Below are 21363 nucleotides of genomic sequence, written 5' to 3'. Positions count from 1 at the left end.
TTACTTGCTTAATTTATCAATTTGTTTGGGTACTATATCGATGGCTCTTTCCACCACTTTCGGTGCGAGTGGTTGTACCAGTGGGTAAAGATAAACTTTTTCAGCATCACTTGCGGGAATTTTAATGCCAATAGCGGTAATTAACCAAATGAAGATACTGATACCAAAAGCCCAAGTGAAGGCCCCGACAACAGCACCAGCAAAAGAATCAAAATTTCCTAAAACAGTATAACGGATAGATTTGCGTAAGGTCCATCCTAGTTTATTGATAAGATAAACAATAGGAAAGAAAACGGCTCCAAAACCAATATAAGGCATGATTTTGTTCGTTACGCTATTGCTCATATAAGGCGAAGCAAGGTCGCTAGCAAACCCTAATGTGCGAAAACCAATAATGACAGAAACTACGAAAGCGATGATAGAAATGACTTCAATGATAATGCCCCGTTGATAACCAATGTAAGCTCCCCAGAGGGTTGGAAGAAGTATGAAAATATCGATTGGTTGCATAGATACGAGATTGAGTAATATAGGATTTTTCCTATATTAATTACCTCATCCTCAATTTTCTGTCACTAGCAAGGGACTTAAGTCCCTCGCTAGTGATAGAAAATTAACTTAATAGCCCAACAGATACTCGGTTAGAGGTGCTGTGCCTACGGATAAGGTTATGCAAAACTGGTCGTTTTGTTATAATAAGATTTCCTTAAAACAAAAAACTAACTCAAAATAGCTTTCACCATCGCAGAAATTACTTTACCGTCAGCTAGTCCAGCTAATTCTTTCGTAGCAACGCCCATGATTTTACCCATATCAGACGGAGCAGAAGCACCTACACGTACTTTGATTTCTTCTAATTTAGCACGAAGTTCGTCTTCTGTTAATTGCTTTGGTAAGAATTCCTCGATAATTGCAAGCTCGATTTGTTCCTTTTCAGCCAAATCCGCACGACCTTGTGTTGTAAATATATCTAAAGAATCTCTTCTTTGTTTAGCAGCTTTTGTCAATAATTTTAATTCAACATCTGCTGGCAAGTCTCCACTGGCATTGTTTCCAGAAGTTTCTTCTAACAGAATTAATGCTTTTAAAGCACGTAAAGTGCGAAGACGGTCTTGGTCTTTTGCACGCATGGCATCTTTAATGCCGCTTTCAATATTGGTTTTTAATGACATGATTTTATTTGAGATTTTGAAAATATGTAATTTTGAAAATGTTTCTTTTTCAAAATACGTATCTTTGGCCCATTCACAGAACATTATTATTTGGATAAATGTTCTTTTTACAAAGGTACTAAAACAGTTATCAGTTATTTGGCTTAGCGTATCAGTATTTTATCTATGATGGTGGTAAAATATACAAATACGGAGCTTTTATCATTTTTCAGTATGACTAAATTAAGTGTTAATATCAATAAGATTGCTACTTTAAGAAATTCAAGAGGAGGCGATAACCCCAATGTAGTAAAAGTAGCGTTAGACTGCGAGCGTTTCGGTGCAGAAGGCATTACAGTACACCCCCGACCAGACGAACGCCATATCCGTTATCGTGATGTATTTGATTTAAAGGAGGTGGTAACGACGGAATTTAATATTGAAGGAAACCCTTCAGAGAAAAAGTTTGTAGAGTTGGTTTTAGCTAATAAACCAACACAAGTAACCTTAGTACCCGATGCCTTAGGAGCAGTGACATCTAATGCAGGGTGGGATACCATAAAATACAAAAGTCAGTTAATTGATTTAGTGGCTCAGTTCAAAGACGCAGGCATCAGAACATCCATCTTTGTAGATGCCGATGTAAGAATGGTAGAAGGGGCGAAAGAAACTGGTACAGACCGTATCGAACTTTATACTGAACCTTATGCCGAACATTACTTTAAAAACAAAGAATTAGCCATTCGTGATTTTGTAACTGCCGCTACCAGAGCCAACGAATTAGGTTTAGGCTTGAACGCAGGACACGATTTGAGTTTGGATAACCTTAGGTATTTTCAACAAAATATTCCTAACCTTTTAGAAGTATCTATCGGTCACGCATTAGTTTGCGATGCCCTTTATTTGGGTTTAGAGAATACAGTACAGTTGTATTTGAGAGAGACGAAGGCGATTGATTAAGTATTGATACTTATTTAAAAGATAAACATGAGTCATTAAAATAGGGAGGTTTGATAAAATAGTCTCATAGAGGCGAAATGTCGGTCGCCGCCGATATAGTGTTCCTAAGGGAACTATAATCTGTATCCATAAATCAAAAGAGCGGTCGAAAAACTAATTTCGACCGCTCTTTTATGATTTTAAAATTCGGGATGACTCAAGTTCATCGATGCAAATAAGATAATCTTAAAACCGGAATTAATTACAGTTTATATTAAGTGATACAGCAAGATCTATTGTATTTGTTTGAGAATTATAAACACCCTTACCAGAAGCATCACTACCTGTTAATGTAATATTAGCATTAGAGATAACAAATGTTGGCGAGGTATAAAGTTTGTTATTATAATTATTTTGAATATAATAAGTATGACCACTAATAAGTTTAGTACTATATACAGAACCCGTTTTAGTGAATGTACCACCTATGATTTGAGCAACTTGACCATTTGCTATATAAACGCTAATGGTGCTTGGTAAACCTGCATCCTTATTAGTTTTGTCAATAATATTGTACCAACCTGTTGGTAAAACAGTTACATTTTTATTTGAACAACTTCCTTTTATAGTAACATTTAGGTTAATATACGTAGGAGGAGCTGGTGCACCATAGTTTAGCGTTATAGCCCCTTGTGAGCATGGAGCAAACAATGGTGTTTCTGCTAATATAGGAAGTTTAGGGTATAGATAAAGGTTAAATGCTGAAATGACAATTTTCGCTTGTTTGATATTAGGAACTCTAGGAAAAGTTATCACTTTTTCCTGATTAATGTTTACATAGTGGGCTGCCGCTAAATATTGATTGTTCGGAGTTACTAAAGCAACATCATAGACACCTGATTTCCCAGCACCAATATTAAGAGTAACTTTTAATGAGTTATTACAACTAGGTATACCATAGAATATATCCCAGTCTAAGTTAAAACAAGACAAGTGTGTAGTTTGGAAATCGGTAATTAATTTTCCATTTACACTTTTTACAGTAACATTTCCTTCACTTTTCCATTGTCCTGTTTGTTCATTTAAGCTCCATAAGGGTATTATGTCTCCTGCTTTTATATTATCGCCAGTTACAGCGTTAGTAGTATTAGGGTCAAGTTCCATTGATACAGTGATTGGCTGAGAGAATTTTTTTACAGCCGTATTTCCTGCATTCATATTAATTGAAACCAAGCCAGCAGACATAAACTGTACACCCTGACCATTATTAATTTGTTGCCCGTTTGCATCTACTACATTGGTCGGGCTGTATCCCCCTGGGAAAGCACTAAAAGATGTAGGCGAGCTAGGGTCATAATAAACTACTGCAGTTGAAACCTGATTTGCATTAATAGGAGTGCCATTAGCATCTTGAATTTGTGTACCAGCTGGCAAGGTGATAGTAGTTGTTTCTGCCATAGTAGCACTACTTGCAGTTTTTATTGTCTGCGGAGTAGTTACAGTTCCACCTGTTACAGCAATAGTTGCTGTTGAAACAGAAGTACCATCAGCAGGTTTTGCCATCTCAATAGCTGTTATATCAACAGTTTTGACAGAATCAGAAGTGATTGTTACTAACTGAGAAATAGGGGAAAAGCCAGGGATTTCTGCATAGATATTGAACTTAATGGGGTTTGAAGCAGAAGGGTGTGCATCTGAGATGAGATATAATGGTAAAAACCCTCCTTGAGAGCGAAATGATGTCGCTCCCCCATCCATACGAACTAAGTTGGCGTTTGCCCCACTTATAGTTACATTAAAATCAGGTAATTGTGTACCACTACTATTGGCATTGGCAAATTGTACTAGAAGAGGAGAAACGGCTATTTCTTCATTCACCGTCAACTCAACGCCATCTAATGGATTGATTTTTTGGCAAGCAACAGTTATAGTAAGTCCAAACAAAATATATAATATTGGACGAAAAACAGAGGTAAAGGTTGTTTTCATTTTATTAAAATAATAAAGTTTAAATGATTTCGATTAGTCTAATCTAACAGCCAATCTTAAGTTGATAACTGGCCAATAGTGCCAATCCTTCATGTTTTCCTGTACTTTAGCTTGTTGTTCGCTCATGCTACTTAGCCTTTTTTCACCAGTTAAGGTTATTTCTGGAGTTTTTGTGTAATAGGTGCCTAGCTCAAAGCCAAAGCCTATTCTGCTTTTAGGGATAGTGCGTCCAAAGCCAATACCTGCAAATGGAGCGATGCTTTTTCCATAATCTACAGAAAACTTAACATTACCAATATCATCAGGAGAAAAAGTAGTGTTACCAAAAGTATATGATCCAGAAGGAGTAACTACCACTGAAACTTTTCCTTTATCGATATATGATGCACCTCCAAAAAGCTTGAAGCTGCTTTTTTTGAAAGGAAAATATTCAAATGATAATCCTACCATTGCTAGGTCGGCATCACCCTTTAATTTTACTTCTTCGTCTGATGATTTCGCAGTAGTGTTTACATTGTACTTGAAATACGCAAAACCAAGTCGTGCTGTTACTTTAGGACTTAATGCGTAGGCTAAATCAATTCCTGGCGTTGTGCCAAGATTCAAAGAAAGACCTAGTTTATGATTGTTTTTAGTTTTTGACGAGTCACCTGTGGTAATACCTTTACTAAAGGTTATACTACTTATGAGACACAAATACAAAAGCAATAAACTAGTGGTAGTTTTTGTTTTCATCGGAGTTAAGTTTAAGATATGATGGTAAATATAGTTTCTTTTTGATTTTGAGCAATATATTGCTTGTTGTTTTTATTATACGGTAGGTAGGAACTTTACTTTACAGAAGAAAAATACCTAGTAGTAGGTATTCGATGACACTAATCCCTAAGTTGAGTGATAGAACGGAAGTGGTTTGATAATAAGAACGGGTTGGTAATGAATAGTGCTTTAGTGAATCAGGTACTTTTACAACCAATTCACTAAAGCACTTATTTTTATCCTAATTTCTCTATTAGAATATCAGCAATTCTTTCAGAAGTATGTCCGTCCCAAAGTGGAGGAATTTGTCCTTTTTTCGTTTTTCCTGCTAAAACTTCTAAGAACTTTTCATGGACTGTTACAGGATTTAAATCAGCTAAAAGTTGGTTTGTACCAATTTCAACCGTAATAGGTCTTTCAGTAGAATCCCTAAAAGTCAAACAAGGGATTTGTAAGAAAGTAGTTTCTTCTTGAATCCCTCCCGAATCTGTAATAATAATAGTGGCATTTTGCATCAACTGCAAAAACTCTAAATATCCCTGTGGTTCAGTTAAAACTAAGCCTTCGATAGCTTCAAGTCTTTCAGATAAACCAAATTTCTTGAAATTATTAGCCGTACGAGGGTGAATGGGCAACACCACTTTTTTGTAACGAGCAGTATCTTCGATTACATTCAAAATCGCTTCTAAACCTTCTGACGTATCCACATTCGCAGGGCGGTGCATGGTAACTACAGCATAGCCATCTTTTTGCAGATTCAAATCATCCAGCACGCTCGTTTGTTTCGCTTTTTCTAAATAATGCACCAATGAATCAATCATCACGTTGCCTACAAAAAATACTTTTTCATCGGGTACGCCTTCATGCTTTAAATTATCCACACCCGACTGTTCAGTAATAAATAAATATTCTGATACGCTATCGGTTAAGATTCTGTTCAGCTCCTCAGGCATCGCACGGTCGCCACTTCTTAAACCTGCTTCTACGTGTGCCACAGGAATATGTGATTTGATAGCGACCAACGTACAAGCCAACGTAGCGTTTACATCGCCTACGACCAACACTAAATCAGGTTTTTCTGCTAATAAAACCTTCTCAAATTCAAGCATCGTTTTGGCTGTTACTTCCGTATGCGAACCACCACCAACACCCAAGAAATAATGAGGTTTTGGCATTTGAAGTTGCTCGAAGAAAACGTCACTCATCTTGGCATCAAAATGCTGACCAGTGTGGACAATTTTCGATTCAATCTCTGGACGTTGTTCAAAAGCACGGTGCAAAGGTGCTACTTTCATGAAGTTTGGTCTTGCACCGACGATGTTTAATATTTTTATCATAATGTTATTATAAACGTTGCATTAATTTCACGACCATAGTATCTTTCCAAGGTTTGAAAGTACCAGCGATAATATGTTCTCGAGCTTGTTTTACCAACCATAAGTAAAAGCTTAGGTTATGGACACTCGCTATCATCGCCCCTAGCATTTCATCAGCTTTCAACAAATGGCGAACATAAGCCTTTGTATAAAAATTACTGGCAAAACAGTCTAACCCCGTATCAATCGGTGAGAAATCATCTTTCCATTTCTCATTCTTCATATTGATTGTCCCCTCAGTAGTAAACAACATACCGTTGCGGGCATTGCGGGTAGGCATTACGCAGTCGAACATATCTATTCCCAAAGCTATGCTCTCTAAAATATTGGCTGGTGTCCCCACTCCCATCAAATAACGAGGCTTGTCTTTTGGCAAAATATCCGTTACCAATTCCGTCATTTCGTACATCATTTCAGCAGGCTCTCCTACCGAAAGTCCGCCAATGGCGTTTCCTTCACGTTCAAAACTCGCAATTACCTCCGCCGATTTTACTCTTAAATCTTTGTAAACACTGCCTTGAACAATGGGGAAAAGTGTTTGACTATAACCATATTTAGGTTCGGTACGGTCGAAATGGTCGCAACAGCGTTTTAGCCAACGGTGCGTCATTTCCATCGACTCGCGTGCATAACCATATTCGCAAGGATACGGCGTACATTCGTCGAAAGCCATGATAATATCTGCGCCAATGGTTCTTTGAATATCCATCACTCCTTCTGGACTAAAAAAGTGTTTAGAACCATCAATATGAGATTTGAAGGTAACACCCTCTTCTTTGATTTTACGACCAGTATCTGCCAAAGAATATACCTGATATCCTCCTGAGTCCGTCAAAATAGGTCTGTCCCATCCATTGAATTTATGCAGACCCCCTGCTTTTTCAATAATATCCAAGCCAGGACGAAGATACAGGTGATAGGTATTACCCAAAATGATTTGGGCATTGATATCCTCTTTTAATTCACGCTGATGAACAGCTTTTACCGAGCCTGCTGTACCCACAGGCATAAATATAGGTGTTTCTATTTGTCCGTGATCAGTTTGAAGAACGCCTGCACGGGCTTTAGAATTAGGGTCATTGTTAAGTATATCGAAAGTCATTTGCTGAACAAAAAGGATTTTTTAAAAGACTTAAAACAGATTGATTATGCGTTTAATGATCCTTTCTGAATTTATTTTACCGAAAAGATTACAAAATTACGAGTTTTCTCAACAAATCTTTCTTCTTTTACTCATAGCCTTTAGGCTTTTACTTATCTTTGCACTCCCAAAAGATTAACCAACTGATATTTAATACCTTGATACCCTTTCTATTTAGCATATACATATTTTCTGTTGGCCTTCAACTATTTTTTATTTTGTTCGTTTTTGCCAAAGTCAATACGCACGAAACACCAATTCATGAAGCAAATATTTCCGAAGGCGTATCAGTAATTGTTTGCGCATGGAATGAATTAGAAAATTTGAAAGCATTAATTCCGCTATTGGATAATCAGGCTTATCCTACTTTTGAAGTAATCATCATGGATGATCGTTCTTGGGACGGCACGCACGAATATTTAATGCAAGAATGTGAAGCATTTCAGCACGTTAGGTTTATTCAAATAGAAAAAACGCCTGACCATCTTTCAGCCAAGAAATATGCTTTGACATTAGGCATCAAATCGGCAAAATATGATGTGTTATTGCTAACAGATGCTGATTGCAGACCTCAAAATGAATTTTGGATTAAAGGAATGGCGGAATGTTTATTGCCAGAAAAACAGATTGTGCTAGGTTTTTCGCCTTATTATTCCGAAAAATCTTTCCTGAATAAGCTGATTCGTTACGAGACCTTTATTACGGCTGTACAATATTTTTCATTAGCCTTAAAAGGACAGCCTTATATGGGTGTTGGGCGAAACTTGATGTACCGCAAATCGTTATTTCTTGAAAACAAAGGCTTTGCAAAACATACAAACATAGTAGGTGGCGATGATGATTTATTTATGAACGACGTAGCGACTGCTGAAAACACCGCTATTTGTTTAAACGCTGATACATTTATGTATTCCGTACCCAAAACAACGTGGGAAACTTGGTATCGACAAAAAACAAGACATCTTTCAGTTAGTAAATATTATCGTTTTGAAAACAAATTAGTGTTAGGAAGCCTAGCTTCTACCCAGATATTTTCTTGGGTTTTATTAGGCGTATTAATTCCATTTACATTTCACTCAGTGCTTTTATATGGCGTATTAGGTGTTTTTGGAATAAGATTATTAGCACAGTGGATTGTATTTGCCAAGGCCAACAATCGTTTAGATAAGACACTTAATACTGCAACATTACCCTTTTGGGATTTTATATTTACCAGTTATTTTTTGATTATGGGAACCAATAATTTGATTCCGAGAAAGAAAAAAATGAGATGGAAATAAGGGAATTTTGAGTTTTGAATGATGAGTTTTTCGATTAAATTATTTTTTTACCCGCAGATATGACAGATTAATATCGCAGATTTTCGCAGAAGCTATTTGTCTCCGAAAATCTGCGTACAAATCTCTGAAAATCAGCGGGTAAAATCAATTCGCTCAATCACACAATAAATTATGAACATGACAAACAACCATACATTAATAGAAAAGTATTTTCCACAACTTACAGAAAAGCAAAAACAACAGTTTGCTCAGTTAGGAGAATTATATACGCATTGGAATGCTCAAATCAATTTGATTTCGAGAACAGATATGGACAATCTTTATGAAAAACATATCTTACATTCATTGGGCATAGCCAAAGTAATAACCTTTAAAGATTTCAGTGAAATACTAGACGTAGGCACAGGCGGAGGTTTCCCCGGGATTCCTTTAGCGATTATGTTTCCTCATTGCCAATTTCATTTGGTAGACAGCATTGGTAAGAAGATAAAAGTAGTCAATGAAGTAGCAAAAGCGTTAGGATTAGAAAACGTTCGTGCAGAACAAATCAGAGCAGAAGAGATAGATGGAGAATATGACTTTATTGTAAGTCGTGCCGTTACACGCCTTTTACCATTTTACGGATGGGTAAAAGGGAAGATAAACATCAATAATTATAATAAGTTGAATAATGGCATTCTTTATTTAAAAGGTGGCGATATGAAAGAAGAATTAAAAGAATTAGGTAAAAAGACAAGAGTATTTGAATTGTCTGATTATTTTGAAGAAGAATTTTTCGAGACAAAGATGGTCGTTCACGTTCCGATGAAGTAAAAAGTGGTTTTTAAATCAATAAAAATGAAAAAAAATGTTTTTTGTAATAATCTGAAAATCAAGGAATAATCATTTTTATTTAAAATCTTGCTATTTTTTTCATAGGAAACACTTGCATGATATTCAAAAACGGACTACTTTTGCATCACGATTAACAACAATCCTTCTTAGCTCAGCCGGTTAGAGCACATGACTGTTAATCATGGGGTCCCTGGTTCGAGCCCAGGAGAGGGAGCAAAAAATCACAAAAACCCCTTATACATAACGTATGAGGGGTTTTTTGTTGGAACAAGTTTAAAGAGTGTTCCATAAGGTTTGGAACAAAATAATTGATAATAACTTATTGAGTTCCTCAAACATTTTTAAGTATTAGCAAAAAGAGGACATTGTAAACGCAATGTCCTCTTTTTGTTTTAAAGCAAAATTTCACGAAATTATATTAAACAAAAAAACTAGCATTAGTCTTCCATTATGAGTTTAAATACACAATCTCTCCAACCTATTATCAATTTCATCTGGACAGTTGCAGATGATGTTTTGATTAATAAATTCCTTGAAAACCAGTACCAAGATGTAATTCTTCCAATGACAGTTTTACGTCGTTTGGATTTGGCTCTTGAGCCTACTAAAGATAAAGTTTTGGAAACTTATGAGGCTTTTAAAGGTAAAATGGATGATTTATCAGGTTTGCTTAGCAGTGAGCAACATGGTTCTGGCTTGGCGTTTTATAATACCTCTGCTTTTACGATGAAAAAGCTATTGGCTGACCCTAAAAATATAGATGCCAATTTTGTAGATTACCTCAATGGTTATTCTTCAAATGTGCAAGACATTATCAGTAAGTTTAAGTTCAGAAATCAATTAGAAACCTTTGAAACGACTGGAATTACCTTTGCCCTCATTGAAAAATTCTGCAATCCTAAAGTAGAATTAAGACCTGAAAAAATATCGCCAATGGCTATGGGCTATATGTTTGAAGATTTGATTCGCAGATTCAATGAAAAAACAAATGCCGCAGCAGGGCGACACTTTACACCGAGAGAAATCATTGAATTAATGACACATTTGGTGTATTTGCCTGTAAAAGATAAAATTCAAAAAGGTACTTTCTTGGTATATGACCCTTGTGCGGGGTCGGGGGCGATGCTTACTCAATCTAAATCATTCGCCACTAATCCCGAAGGTGAAATCAAATCTACGGCTACATTTCACTTATACGGACAGGAAAATACAGGTGAAATGTATGCGGTTTGTAAGTCGGATATGTTGCTGAAAGGAGAAGACCCTGACAAAATTAAGTTTGGCTCTACCCTAAGCGAATATGGTTTTGACCCAGATTTGAAATTCAATTTCATGCTCACAAACCCTCCTTATGGCACTACTTGGAAACAAGATATTGATAACCTAAATGTGGGTACTGAAAAGAAAGTAAGCATCATTGACAAACGCTTTAACCTTAAAATCAAAAACTTTAAAGGTGAATTGGAGGAAACTTGTTTGACTTCAAGAAGTAACGACGGACAGTTAATGTTTCTGTTGCACATGCTTTCTAAAATGAAAGACCCTAAAGACGGTGGTAGTAGAATTGCCTCTGTTCATAATGGTTCTGCTTTGTTCACAGGCGATGCTGGTAGTGGTGAAAGTGGGATTCGCCAATACATTATCGAAAATGATTTGCTGGAATGTATTGTACAACTACCAAACGATATTTTTTACAATACTGGTATCGCTACGTATGTATGGTTTATCAGCAATGTAAAAGAAGAAAAACGCAAGGGAAAAATACAGCTTATCAATGCTTCTTCTGCTGAGTTTTACCAAAAAATGCGTAAATCATTGGGAAGCAAACGAAACGAATTAACAACAGGACATATTGAAGCCGTTCAAGCATTGTATTTTGCTTTTGAAGAGAATACTTACAGTAAAATATTTGATAATGAAGACTTTGGGTTTTATCAAATATCGGTACATCAACCTGAAAAAGATGAGCATGGCAAACTTATTTTGGATAGTAAAGGCAAGAAAAAATCTGATAGTAGTTTAAAAGATATTGAAAATGTACCCATGCAAAAAGGAGTATCGCATGAAGTATTGATTGAGAACTATTTCAAAAAAGAAGTATTGCCTTTTGCTCCTGATGCTTGGTATGATAAAACCAAAATGAAAATAGGCTATGAAATTGCGTTCAATAAATATTTTTACCAGTACCAAGGCTTACGACCTTTAAGCGAAATAGCAGCAGATATTTTGAAATTAGAACAAGAAACGGACGGGCTTTTAAAAGAAATTATTGAATAATGAAAAATATAAAACCATACGCTAAATACAAACCCTCTGGCATTGCTTGGTTGGGGGATATTCCTGAGCATTGGGAGGTGAGGAAGTTGAAATATTTAGCTGTTTGCTTTCCAAGTAATGTAGATAAACATTCAAGAGAAGGAGAAACTCAAGTTCGTCTTTGTAATTATACAGATGTTTACAAAAATGACTTTATCTCTGACAAAATGAAATTCATGCTTGCTACGGCTTCTAATGAACAAATACAAAAATTTACATTATTGAAAGATGATGTGATTATTACAAAGGATTCTGAAACATCAAATGATATTGCTGTACCAGCCATTGTAACTGAAAGTTTAACAAATGTCGTTTGCGGTTATCATTTATCTGTTATTAGGGCTAACAATGATGTCTATGCAAAATACCTTTTTAGATTATTTCAACATAAAAAATTTAACTCACAATTTGAAATTTGCTCTAACGGAGTAACAAGAGTAGGATTAGGAGTATATGATTTAGTTAACGCCTTTGGAATAAAACCATCTTACTCTGAACAACAAGCCATTGCCAATTTCTTAGATTATAAATTATCCAAAATAGACCGTTTTATAGCTAAGAAAAAGCAATTGATAAAGTTGTTGAATGAACAAAAATCTGCTATTATTAATGATGCAGTTACCAAAGGTTTAAACCCAAATGTAAAAATGAAACCTTCGGGTATTGAATGGTTGGGCGATATTCCTGAGCATTGGGAGGTTAGGAAGTTGTCAACCATAATAATAAGTGCCGAATTAGGTGGAAACTATGACAGTTCGGAAGTTTCAGACGGAATTCCGGTTATGAAAATGGGAAATCTTGATAGGTCATTTATCAAGTTAAGCAGAATCGAATATCTAAAAAAAGATTCCTTTTACGAAGTAAGGCACATTTTGAACTATGGTGATTTCCTGTTCAATACCAGAAATAGTGCAGACTTAGTTGGAAAAGTTGGGCTTTGGAGAAATGAACTTCCTTTATCACTTTACAATTCAAACATACTTAGGATATCTTTCAAATCGGAGGTAAATAATGAATTTATGAATTACCTTTTCAATTCACACGCAATACTTAATTTTCTAAAGCTAATAGCCAAAGGCACGACTAATGTCTCAGCAATCTATTATAAGGACTTGTCAAAGATAGATATATGGCTTCCAAATATTTTTGAGCAAAAAGATATTGTTTCCTACATCGAACAAGAAACCGCCTTCATTAACACTACCATTTCCACCATAGAGAAGGAAATTTCCTTGGTAGAAGAATATAAAACAGCACTGATAGCCGAAGCCGTAACTGGGAAGATAGATGTAAGAGATTATGAAATTGCTGAAGTCTTAGAAGAGGAAGTCTATGAAGAATTGGAAGGAGAATTTAGTTTGGCGGCTGAAGATGAAGTTGAGTATGGAATTGAATAAATAAAAACTATCTTTATTGAACACAAAAAGTATTGGTAAAATAATCAGTAAAACAATGGAAAATAATATTTCAATAATTCATGAAAAGGTATTTAATCATTTGACCGAAACCCTTAGTGACCAGAAATTGAGATTTACCCTCAGAGCCAAAAACAGAGCCGATAGAATAGACAAAGGTTACTGGTTTAGTGGCAACGATGATTATTTGGCATTTTCGTTCTGGTCTGGTTTAGATTGGAGAAATAAAACACCCAATATTTACTTTTCCATTTCTAAAGAAGGAGATAGTCGCTTAGAATTTGTTTCTTATGACGATAAAATAAAAATAGAATTCTTTACCAACGTTGCGGAAGCTCTCGGTATGCAACAAAAAACAAGAGCAAAATCAGGCGACACCTTTGAACATTGGGTAAAAAACTATAAAGGTAACGATTACATTTTGGCCTTAGATGACTTCTTGAGAAGGGATAAGAAAATTATTGATGCTTTTATCCTGAGCAATCAATTAAGTGATTTGTTTGAGCCAATTTCTGAGGAAGAGTTTAAAAAAAACAAGAAACGTATTGATACTAAAAGAAAGAAGATAAAGAAAGATTATGAATTTAAAGCTGATTATGATGAAGTGAAGTCAATTACTCTTGACTCATTGGAAATCAATAATATTTCATTATTCTCAAATTCCAATAAAATACGTTTCCACGAAAGCCTAACTTGCTTTATAGGATTGAACGGAACTGGTAAAACGTCCATTTTGAGAGCCTTGGTTTTAGCTTTTACAGGTTATGAGCAAAATGAAACAATGGGAATTGAAGATTCTGAGTTGCTTACTTCACGTCTAAGAAATTTACTGCATATCAAAGGCGTAACAGACTCAGGAACACCTAAATATGCCGAAAAAGGGTTTTCTGAAATATATTACCGAGTAGAATCTACATTGCAGAGCGATGATGCAACACTTTATCATAATAAGGTGATTCTATTCTCAGAAAATAATGACCCTCAAGTAAGTGATGATAGTGAAAGTGATTTCAGAAATATCAGTGATGATAAATACAAAAGTTTATTTTTAGCTTTTCCCCAACTTCAAGAAGAAGAGAAGGAAAAGAATGCTGCTCAAAATAAAGTTTTCCCTCATATAAGTGATGCCATTTCAATGCTCAACAATAAACCAGATAATAGATTTGGGGCATTTTCCGATTGGCTAAGAGGATTGAATAATTTAGCCAACGATAAACAAGTCAAAGGTGAAGCTACCCCTTTAGAGAGAGCATTGTTGAAGGAAGTATTTGAAATTATTTCGGAAGTAACAGGTGAAACAATCACCTTAGACAGAATTGTTGTAACCGAGCACAGTACGCATCCTATTTGGGTTAAAATAGGTGAAAATGGCTCTCCAATATTATTCGACTTAATTAGTCAAGGGTACAATAATGTTTTTGGATGGATTGGCTATTTTATGAAGCGTTTGAAAGAAGTTACACCATCAAGCGAAACGGATTTTACAAAAACACCAGCCATTGTATTAATTGACGAAATAGACACCTATTTGCATCCACTTTGGCAAACCAAAATTTTAGAGGTTTTGGTTAGAAGATTTCCGAATGTGCAATTTGTCGTAACAACTCATTCTCCCTACATTATTGGTAGTATTCCAGGCGATAAAATAAAGATTTATACCTGCATCAAAACCCAAAATGTAGTTGATATTGAGACTTTTGAAGAGTTTAATGCTTATGGTGCTAATCTTGATAAGCTATCTGAAAAGCTTTTTGGAGTAAACGGTCGATTTGTATCAAAAGTCCAAGAAAGATTTACCAAACTTTCTAAATTAATCAATGACAACGAATTAGAGGAGGCTAAAAAGTTTATTTCAAATAGTTTTTCAGATATAGATCCCAATGATTCTGAGTTATTAAGAATGAAAATGCTTATTAGAACTAAAGAAATATTAGCCAAATGAGATATTTTGAGAAAAAGCAAGCAATAAACCATCCTGCAATTTTTACCCAATGGCTAAACGAAAATGAGGCTGTTATTAACGAATGGATTGCAAGCCCAAGAAAAGGCAGTACAATTTGGGCTGAATTTGGTAAAACTTTTGGTCTTGAAACCCCAACTGAAATTAGTGACATTGAAGTCAGAAACAAATTGTTAGATGCCTTATACGAAGAGCAACATGGGCTGTGTTGCTATTGTGCTAATAAAATCGAAAGAAATTGGGACGAAGAAAATAATTGTTGGAAATACTCAAATTATGCCATCGAACACTTTCTTCCAAAGAACCGTCATAAAGATTTAATTTTTAGTTACAACAATCTAATGCTCACCTGCAAAGAAAGTAGCAATGTGAAAAAGGTTGAAATCGGAAAATCATATAAAGGCAAACTTATCAACTCAATTGCTGACCTTGCCGAAATTACAGATATTTCAGAGGCAAATATCTTAGAACATAATGCAGGGATAGGTGAAGCTGTTAATGCTGGAGATGAGATAAAAATCCCAATTCCCCCACATTGTGATGACAGTAAGAGCGTTTTTGATGGTAATACTACTATCACTAACATAATTAATCCATGCCTTAATGCCCACATCTCGATTATAAATCGATTACAATTTTCAAATGAAGGGGATATTGATTTTGATATAATTAACAATGCAGACGATTTAATAATAGAAAATTCGATAGAAGTACTGAACTTAAATTGCTCTTCACTAAAAGACCGCAGAAAGAATAAGTGGAATAATGTTGAACGCTATTTTACGGAGAATATGAATTACCTCTTGGAAGACCCTGTTTTGTTAAGGGAATCCATAAGTAAACTAATTGTTCAAAAAGCATTACCTGATTCAAATAATGAATTGGAACCTTTTTATTTTGTAGAAGTGGCATTTTATCAAAAATTAATTAAAAACTATGCTACACACCGACACCACTGAAAAAGGCTTAGAAGCCCATATTACACAATATTTAGTTGAAGAAAATAAATACCTATTACGAGACAACAAGGCATATAACAATGTTTTGTGTCTTGATACAGACCTACTTTTTCAATTCTTAGAATCTACCCAAGCCAAAGCGATAGATAAAATTAAAAAACACCATAAAGAACAATGGCAAAAAGTAGTGGTGTCGTTGATTAATAAAAAAATAACAGACCAAACCCTCGCTAAAAATATGCCAATGGGTGGTCTTATCAACTTGCTTCGCAAAGGAATAACAGAGGGTTTTACCAATACCAAACTACACTTATTTTACGATAAGCCAGTTTCTACCTACAATACAGAGGCAAATACATTATATCAAGCCAATTTGTTTTCGGTGATGCGACAAGTCTATTATTCACCCAACGACAAAAAATCGTTGGACATGATGATATTCATTAATGGTATTCCAGTTATATCCTTTGAATTAAAGAATGAGCTTACCAAACAAAATGTTCATCATGCCATAAAACAATATAAAAACGATAGAGACCCCAAAGAAGAGCTTTTTAGATTAGGGAGATTGATGGTAAATTTTGCGGTAGATACCGAAGAGGTTTGGATGTGTACCCAACTCAAAAAAGATAAAACTTATTTTCTACCCTTTAATCAAGGACATAACAATGGTGCTGGCAACCCACCGAAAAATAGTATCAAAACCGATTATCTATGGAAAGAGGTTTTAACTAAAAAAAACCTTACCGACATTATTCAGAATTTTTGTCAACTCATCGTAGAAGATAAAGAGAGCTTAGACGACAAAGGCAAAATTATAACGAGTAAGGAGCGAAAACTTATTTTTCCACGCTATCACCAATTAATGGCAGTACGTAGTCTGTTGGCAGATGCACAAGAAAAAGGTTCTGGACAAAAATATTTAATACAACATTCGGCAGGTTCGGGCAAATCAAACTCTATTGCTTGGTTAGCACATCAATTAGTGGGTTTGCATGATAAAGCAGGGAAAAACAATGTTTTTGATACCGTAATCGTCGTAACAGACCGTCGGGTTTTAGATGCTCAAATCAGAGAAAATATTAAACAATTTCAGCAAGTTGATAGCGTAGTTGAAGCCATCACCGAAGGAAGTAAACAATTGAAGGGAGCATTAGAAGAAGGTAAAAAATTAATCATTACTACCATTCAAAAATTCCCACATATTGTAGCCGAAATTGGCGAATTGCCCAGTGTAAATTTTGCGGTTATCATTGATGAAGCCCACAGTAGTTTAAGTGGGCAGATGGCAAGGAAGCTAAATGAGGCATTATCAAAACCAAATGATGATGATGAAATAGAAACCGAAGACCATGATACCGTAACAGGGGAAGACTTAATTACGGATTTAATAAAGTCGAGAAAGCTATTGCCTAATGCCAGTTACTTTGCATTTACGGCAACGCCTAAAAACAAAACCTTAGAGTTGTTTGGTGTTCCTTTTGAGGAAGGAGATAAAACGAAGTATAGAGCCTTTCATTTGTATTCAATGAAACAAGCCATAGAAGAACGTTTTATCATGGATGTTTTACAGAATTACACTACCTATCAAAGCTATTACGCATTACTGAAAAGGATTGAAGACGACCCAGAATATGATAAAACAAAGGCACAAAAGAAATTAAAAGCCTATGTAGAAAGCCATGAACATGCCATAAAAAAGAAAACAATATTAATGGTTGAACATTTTATGGAAAACGTAATCCGTAAAAAAAGAATGGGAGGGCTGGCAAAGGCAATGTTAGTTACGAGTTCGAGAGCCAATGCTGTAAAATACAAAAAGGCATTTGATAGTTATTTACTTAAAATAAACAGCCCATTTAAAGCAGTCGTAGCATTTTCTGGAGAGGTAGATGGGCAAACAGAAGCAAGTTTAAACGGATTTGCAAGTAATGCTATTCCTTCAGAGTTTAAGAAAAACGAGTATCGTTTTTTATTGGTAGCAAATAAATTTCAAACAGGTTTCGACCAGCCACTTTTGCATACCATGTATGTAGATAAGAAATTGGGTGGAGTAAATGCTGTTCAAACGTTATCAAGGCTAAACAGGAGTCATCCATTAAAGCATGATACTTTCGTGTTAGATTTTGCAAACTCAGCTGAAGAAATAGAGAACGCATTTAAACCATATTATGAAAGCACCATTTTAGGTGAAGGAACAGACCCTAATAAATTGTTTGATTTGCAAGATGTTTTAGATAATTACCAAGTTTATACCAAAGAGCAGGTATATGAATTTTCTGAAAAGATTTTGTCGAATGGTGCTATCGACCAACTCCATGCCATCCTCGATAGGTCATCGTATATATTCAAGAATGATTTAGACGAAGAACAACAGATGGATTTTAGAGCAAAGGTTAAAACCTATGTTCGTTTGTATATTTTCCTTTCTCAGATTGTACCTTTTGAAAACCCATATTTAGAAAGACTGTATATTTTCTTGAATCATTTGCAAAACAAATTGGGGGCAGAAACACCCACCGATTTTGCACAAGGAATATTAGATAATATTGATATGGATAGTTACCGTTTGCAGTTAGAAGCAACAACCAATATTGCGATGGAGCAAGGAGAAGATTTGAAGCCTATTCCAACGGATATGAGAGGTGGAAAAAATCAACCAGAAATAGATAGGTTATCGAATATTCTACAAAGTTTTAATGACCGTTTTGGGACACAATTTGAAGATGCCGACAAAGTAAGGCAAATGGTTGAAAGTATTGCTTATGATGTGGCAAGAAATGAAGATTTAGCCAATTCCCTAAAATACTCTGATGAACAAAATGCAAGAATAACCAGTGATTCAGTAGGACAGAAAGAGTTATTAAAACACGTAATGACCAATTTTGACTTCTACAAATTGATTACAGATAACAAAGAAGCCAAAGAAGATTTTAACTCGATGCTGTTTGGAATGGTAAAAGAAATATTTAATCAAGGGCTTAATAATTTGAGACCATAAATCAGCATATACAGATTTAAAAAGAAACACAAGACGTATAAAAAACAAAACCCTGATAATCACAAGAATTATCAGGGTTTTGTTTTGGTCAACAATCAAAAACGATTAAACATATAATGGAAATGCTTCCATCCATTTATTTACTTCTGTTTTCACTGAACCTAAATATGTATCGTTATCGTGATTCATCAATACGCTATCGATTAACTCTACGATATGTAACATTTCAGCTTCTTTCATACCACGAGTAGTCATCGCAGCAGTACCAACACGCATACCTGATGTAACAAATGGAGATTTGTCATCAAATGGAACCATGTTTTTGTTGATAGTAATATCAGCTTTAATCAACGTGTTTTCAGCCAATTTACCTGTCAATCCTTTTGGACGTAAGTCGATAAGCATTAAATGGTTATCTGTACCGCCAGAGATAATTTTATATCCTTTGTCAACAAATGCCTGAGCCATTACTTTGGCATTTTTCTGCAATTGTTCAGCATACGCTTGGAAATCGTCTGTAAGGGCTTCTCCGAAAGCAATTGCTTTAGCGGCAATTACGTGTTCTAATGGACCACCTTGTGTACCTGGGAAAACACCGCCATCTAACAAAGCTGACATTGTTTTCAATTCGCCTTTCAAGGTTTTTAAGCCGAATGGGTTTTCAAAATCTTGACCCATCATAATCAAACCACCACGAGGACCTCTTAACGTCTTGTGTGTAGTTGTCGTTACGATATGGCAGTGTTGCATTGGGTTGTTCAATAAACCTTTAGCAATCAAAGCCGATGGGTGAGAAATATCTGCTAATAAAATAGCGCCTACTTGGTCAGCGATAGCACGTAAACGTACATAGTCCCAATCACGAGAATAAGCCGAAGCACCACAGATAATCAATTTTGGTTGTTCTTTCAAAGCTGTTGCTTCTACTTTATCCCAATCAATCAATCCTGTTTCTTCTTCTACACCGTAGAAAAACGCTTGGAAATATTTTCCAGAGAAGTTTACTGGAGAACCATGCGAAAGGTGACCACCATGCGAAAGGTTGAAACCTAAAATTTTATCCCCTGGATTCAAGAAAGATAAGAAAACCGCAGCGTTTGCTTGTGCACCAGAGTGCGGTTGAACGTTTGCCCAAGTGGCACCGAACAATGCTTTAGCACGCTCGATTGCAATTGTTTCTACTTGATCAACTACCTCGCAACCGCCATAATAGCGTTTCCCTGGTAGTCCTTCTGCATACTTGTTTGTCAAAACTGAGCCTTGAGCTTCCATTACTTGCTTTGAAGTAAAGTTTTCTGAAGCAATCAATTCGATACCGTACTCCTGACGGTGAGCTTCTTGATTAATCAAGTTGAAAATTTCGGTATCTCTTTCGAGCGTGAAAGTTGCTGTTGCCATTTTATTAGAAGATTGCACGGGTTAAAATGCCGTACATGGTTGGTTCTGTTAAAGAAAATCAACAAATTGTTATAAATTCATCAACAATGTGATAATTTATGGGTAAAAATACTGCTTAAAAATGGATTGTAAAAACATTTTTGTAAATGTCGGCATGCTTACCTTCCAAGAAAGTAAAATCTTTGAAATTTGTGATGAAAATTTAACTAAAATCAACAGAATAAATGAAAAAGTTATTAACAATTCTGCTAACAATCAGTGTATTATCAGTTTTTGCACAAGATGGCCCAACGGCATTAAAAATTGGTGATAAAGCACCCGATTTTACAGCGAAAGATCATGCAGGAAATATCGTTAGTTTAAAAGAATTAACTAAAAAAGGAAAGGTAGTCGTGATGTTCTATCGCGGAGCGTGGTGTCCGTATTGTAATAAGTACATGAGTCAGATTGAAGAAGCCTTACCAGATTTCTCTGCAAAAAATGCCACGGTAGTTGCCATAACGCCTGAACCAGAAGAATCTATCAGCAAAGCCGTTGAAAAAACAAAGGCTACCTTTTCAATTATTTATGATAAAGACAGAGCAATCATGAAACAGTGGAAGGTAGCCTATGAGATGTCGCCCGAATTACAAACTAAGTATAAAGGCTATGGTTTAGATTTGCAAAAACAACAGGGAGATTGGATGCTGCCCGTACCTGCAACCTACGTAATTGGCAAGAACGGTAAAATAGAATTCTTTCACTTCGACGAAAATTACCAGAAAAGAGCAGAAATTAAGGATATTTTGATGAAGCTGTAAGGGATTGAATTTGAAAATTTGAAGATTTGGTGATTTGAAAATGTTAAT

Annotated in this window: 16 protein-coding genes and 1 tRNA gene; 10 read left to right on the top strand and 7 right to left on the bottom strand. The window is 35.5% G+C overall.

Annotated elements, in window-relative coordinates; translation table 11 throughout:
- Both AC07XN_RS05010 and AC07XN_RS05005 read right to left on the bottom strand, forming a co-directional pair.
- Entirely contained in the window at positions 1-510 is a 510-nt protein-coding gene (locus tag AC07XN_RS05010; RefSeq protein WP_309921642.1) for a CvpA family protein, read from the bottom strand.
- A gap of 209 nt (positions 511-719) precedes the next feature.
- Complete coding sequence (locus AC07XN_RS05005) at positions 720-1172, bottom strand: GatB/YqeY domain-containing protein (protein ID WP_323252206.1); 453 nt, start codon at positions 1170-1172, stop codon at positions 720-722.
- Between the two features lie 213 nt (positions 1173-1385).
- On the opposite strand from AC07XN_RS05005, the gene AC07XN_RS05000 reads away from it, so the two are divergent.
- Positions 1386-2111 carry a pyridoxine 5'-phosphate synthase gene (locus AC07XN_RS05000; RefSeq protein ID WP_494742241.1) on the top strand — a complete coding sequence of 242 codons (726 nt, stop codon included), beginning with the start codon at positions 1386-1388 and terminating at the stop codon, positions 2109-2111.
- A 237-nt stretch (positions 2112-2348) separates the two neighbouring features.
- On the opposite strand, the gene AC07XN_RS04995 is transcribed toward AC07XN_RS05000, so the two are convergent.
- From AC07XN_RS04995 to tgt, 4 genes are all read right to left on the bottom strand, one after another.
- The gene (locus AC07XN_RS04995; protein WP_494742240.1) at positions 2349-4079 is read right to left on the bottom strand and encodes a hypothetical protein; all 1731 of its coding nucleotides are present in this window, start codon (positions 4077-4079) and stop codon (positions 2349-2351) included.
- A 33-nt stretch (positions 4080-4112) separates the two neighbouring features.
- Positions 4113-4814 carry a hypothetical protein gene (locus AC07XN_RS04990; protein ID WP_494742239.1) on the bottom strand — a complete coding sequence of 234 codons (702 nt, stop codon included), beginning with the start codon at positions 4812-4814 and terminating at the stop codon, positions 4113-4115.
- Between the two features lie 257 nt (positions 4815-5071).
- On the bottom strand, positions 5072-6172 hold the full coding sequence (gene wecB / locus AC07XN_RS04985) for a non-hydrolyzing UDP-N-acetylglucosamine 2-epimerase (RefSeq protein ID WP_309921656.1): 1101 nt from the start codon (positions 6170-6172) through the stop codon (positions 5072-5074).
- Between the two features lie 7 nt (positions 6173-6179).
- Positions 6180-7313 carry a tRNA guanosine(34) transglycosylase Tgt gene (gene tgt / locus AC07XN_RS04980; RefSeq protein WP_494742238.1) on the bottom strand — a complete coding sequence of 378 codons (1134 nt, stop codon included), beginning with the start codon at positions 7311-7313 and terminating at the stop codon, positions 6180-6182.
- 257 nt (positions 7314-7570) lie between these two features.
- Here tgt and AC07XN_RS04975 point away from each other — a divergent pair, with 257 nt between their 5' ends.
- The 8 genes from AC07XN_RS04975 (at position 7571) to AC07XN_RS04940 (ending at position 19117) form a co-directional block, all read left to right on the top strand.
- Positions 7571-8632 (top strand): glycosyltransferase, encoded by a 1062-nt coding sequence (locus AC07XN_RS04975; protein WP_494742237.1) that lies wholly within the window; start codon positions 7571-7573, stop codon positions 8630-8632.
- A gap of 171 nt (positions 8633-8803) precedes the next feature.
- Positions 8804-9445 (top strand): 16S rRNA (guanine(527)-N(7))-methyltransferase RsmG, encoded by a 642-nt coding sequence (gene rsmG / locus AC07XN_RS04970; protein ID WP_309921665.1) that lies wholly within the window; start codon positions 8804-8806, stop codon positions 9443-9445.
- Between the two features lie 161 nt (positions 9446-9606).
- A tRNA-Asn gene (locus AC07XN_RS04965) sits at positions 9607-9680 on the top strand.
- 236 nt (positions 9681-9916) lie between these two features.
- Positions 9917-11743 (top strand): type I restriction-modification system subunit M, encoded by a 1827-nt coding sequence (locus AC07XN_RS04960; protein WP_494742236.1) that lies wholly within the window; start codon positions 9917-9919, stop codon positions 11741-11743.
- A complete protein-coding gene (locus tag AC07XN_RS04955; protein ID WP_494742235.1) occupies positions 11743-13179 on the top strand; it encodes a restriction endonuclease subunit S in 1437 nt (478 codons plus the stop codon). The genes AC07XN_RS04960 and AC07XN_RS04955 overlap by 1 nt, the downstream gene beginning before the upstream one ends.
- Before the next feature lie 55 nt (positions 13180-13234).
- Complete coding sequence (locus tag AC07XN_RS04950) at positions 13235-15139, top strand: AAA family ATPase (RefSeq protein ID WP_494742234.1); 1905 nt, start codon at positions 13235-13237, stop codon at positions 15137-15139.
- Entirely contained in the window at positions 15136-16116 is a 981-nt protein-coding gene (locus AC07XN_RS04945; protein WP_494742233.1) for an HNH endonuclease family protein, read from the top strand. Before AC07XN_RS04950 ends, AC07XN_RS04945 begins: the two co-directional genes overlap by 4 nt.
- The gene (locus AC07XN_RS04940) at positions 16094-19117 is read left to right on the top strand and encodes a type I restriction endonuclease subunit R (protein ID WP_494742232.1); all 3024 of its coding nucleotides are present in this window, start codon (positions 16094-16096) and stop codon (positions 19115-19117) included. The genes AC07XN_RS04945 and AC07XN_RS04940 overlap by 23 nt, the downstream gene beginning before the upstream one ends.
- 105 nt (positions 19118-19222) lie before the next feature.
- Here AC07XN_RS04940 and glyA read toward each other — a convergent pair whose 3' ends face one another.
- Entirely contained in the window at positions 19223-20515 is a 1293-nt protein-coding gene (gene glyA / locus AC07XN_RS04935) for a serine hydroxymethyltransferase (protein ID WP_309921678.1), read from the bottom strand.
- A gap of 224 nt (positions 20516-20739) precedes the next feature.
- Here glyA and AC07XN_RS04930 point away from each other — a divergent pair, with 224 nt between their 5' ends.
- The gene (locus AC07XN_RS04930) at positions 20740-21315 is read left to right on the top strand and encodes a peroxiredoxin-like family protein (RefSeq protein WP_494742231.1); all 576 of its coding nucleotides are present in this window, start codon (positions 20740-20742) and stop codon (positions 21313-21315) included.
- The last annotated feature ends 48 nt before the right edge of the window (positions 21316-21363 follow it).

This window comes from Arcicella sp. GW458-12-2-14-TSB2 (assembly GCF_059423785.1).
This window is presented reverse-complemented; position numbering and strand designations above follow the sequence as displayed.